The 1,416-nt window shown below is 71.6% G+C and carries 2 protein-coding genes; both read right to left on the bottom strand.

Translation table 11 applies throughout. The features are described from left to right. Positions 1 to 318: hypothetical protein (locus tag CCN35_RS26725; RefSeq protein ID WP_086794625.1), on the bottom strand; the 318-nt coding region annotated here is incomplete at its 3' end. A gap of 202 nt (positions 319 to 520) precedes the next feature. Beyond that, the gene (locus tag CCN35_RS26730) at positions 521 to 1,285 is read right to left on the bottom strand and encodes a bestrophin-like domain (RefSeq protein WP_079129494.1); all 765 of its coding nucleotides are present in this window, start codon (positions 1,283 to 1,285) and stop codon (positions 521 to 523) included. Positions 1,286 to 1,416 lie beyond the last annotated feature (131 nt).

Here is a 1,416-nt window from a genome sequence, read left to right on the forward strand (position 1 = left end):
GCCGACCGAGCCGGCGACGAGCGCGGCGCCCGTTCCGATCTTCTGGAGGTCGAAACCGGAACCGGACCCGCCCTCGCCCGCCCGGATGCCATGGCGGAAGTGCTCCGGCCGGTGGCCGCCGTGACCGCCGAAACGGTTCTCGTCCTCTCCGCCGTGGCGGCCGTGACCGCCTCCGCCGTGCCCTCCTCCGCCCCCGTGGGAGCGGCCGTCGCTCCCGTAGGAGTGGTCGTCACCGCCGTAGGCGACGGCGGCCGGTGCGGAGAAGGTGAGGGCGCCGAGCCCCAGCAGTGCGGCCAGAACGACGCGTATTACGCGCATGATGAATCCTCCGGTCCCCGAGGAGCAGCTGCGGACCCTTTCCGCCTGTGCCGGAAATGCACCTCGATGACCGAAACGCTAGGGAGGTGTCCGTCACGGCGCGATCGCACCCGGGCGAACGGGGCAATGCTGTGGGCTGCGCAGGGGACGCCCCTCCCGCGGGCGGGGAACGGAACTGATGCCGCGTCATGCCGTCGGGCCGTCAGTCCGGAAGGTGCGGGAACAGGGTCAGGAAGGGATCGGTCGTCGCCGACATCCCGCGGCTGTAGGGGGCGTCGAAGTCCCAGATCAGGAAGAGCAGAAAGGCGATCAGCGCGGAGAACAGCCCTGCGAGGACCAGTTCGCGCGGCGTGCGCCGGATCTGCAGCGCGAACACCATCCCGACGGTGACGACGGCCCCCGAGATCAGCCCGAACCACACCACGCCCGGCATGGTCGGCCCGATGGCGTCGGCGCGTGCGGCGCGGGCCTGGGCGACGGCGGCCACCTGGTCCACCAGCGGCTGGTAGGCCTGCGCCTCGAAGTCCGACTTCGGCTGGTAGTCGGTGACGTCGGCGCGGAGACGGGCGAGCAGTTCGTCGCCCCGCTCGGTGAGCCGGCCGTGGTCGACCATGCTCTTCCACTCGGTGGTGACGACATGCCCGGCATAGGCGTCGACGTCGCCGCGGATCCGGTCGCGGACGTCGGACGGGTAGACACGGACGCGCTCGGAGACCTCGTACAGCGCCTGGGCCTCCGCCTGGACGTGGTCCTGGGCGGCGGAGCGGGCCTCCCAGACACCGGCGATGGCCAGGCCCAGGACGATGGCGTACACCACGCCGATCCACATCGTCATGTACTCGATGACGTCCGGGGTTTCGCTGGGATCCTCGTCCTCGCCCTTCGCGCGGTGCCGCACGAGGGTGATGACGATGACCACCGCGCAGGCGGCCAGCATCGCCAGCGTGAGAACAAGCCATTCCGACAACGGGTTCCTCCAGGAGTCAGCGCGGGCGGAGCGCGGCCACGGCGACCAGCGCGGGCACCGCGACGAGCAGGACGTGGGTGAGCGGCGACGGGCTGCGCCGCGGCATCGGACGCGGCGCAGCCCGTCGCCGC

The sequence above is a fragment of the Streptomyces thermovulgaris genome, from assembly GCF_002155915.1.
GTDB classification, from domain to species: Bacteria; Actinomycetota; Actinomycetes; order Streptomycetales; family Streptomycetaceae; genus Streptomyces; species Streptomyces thermovulgaris.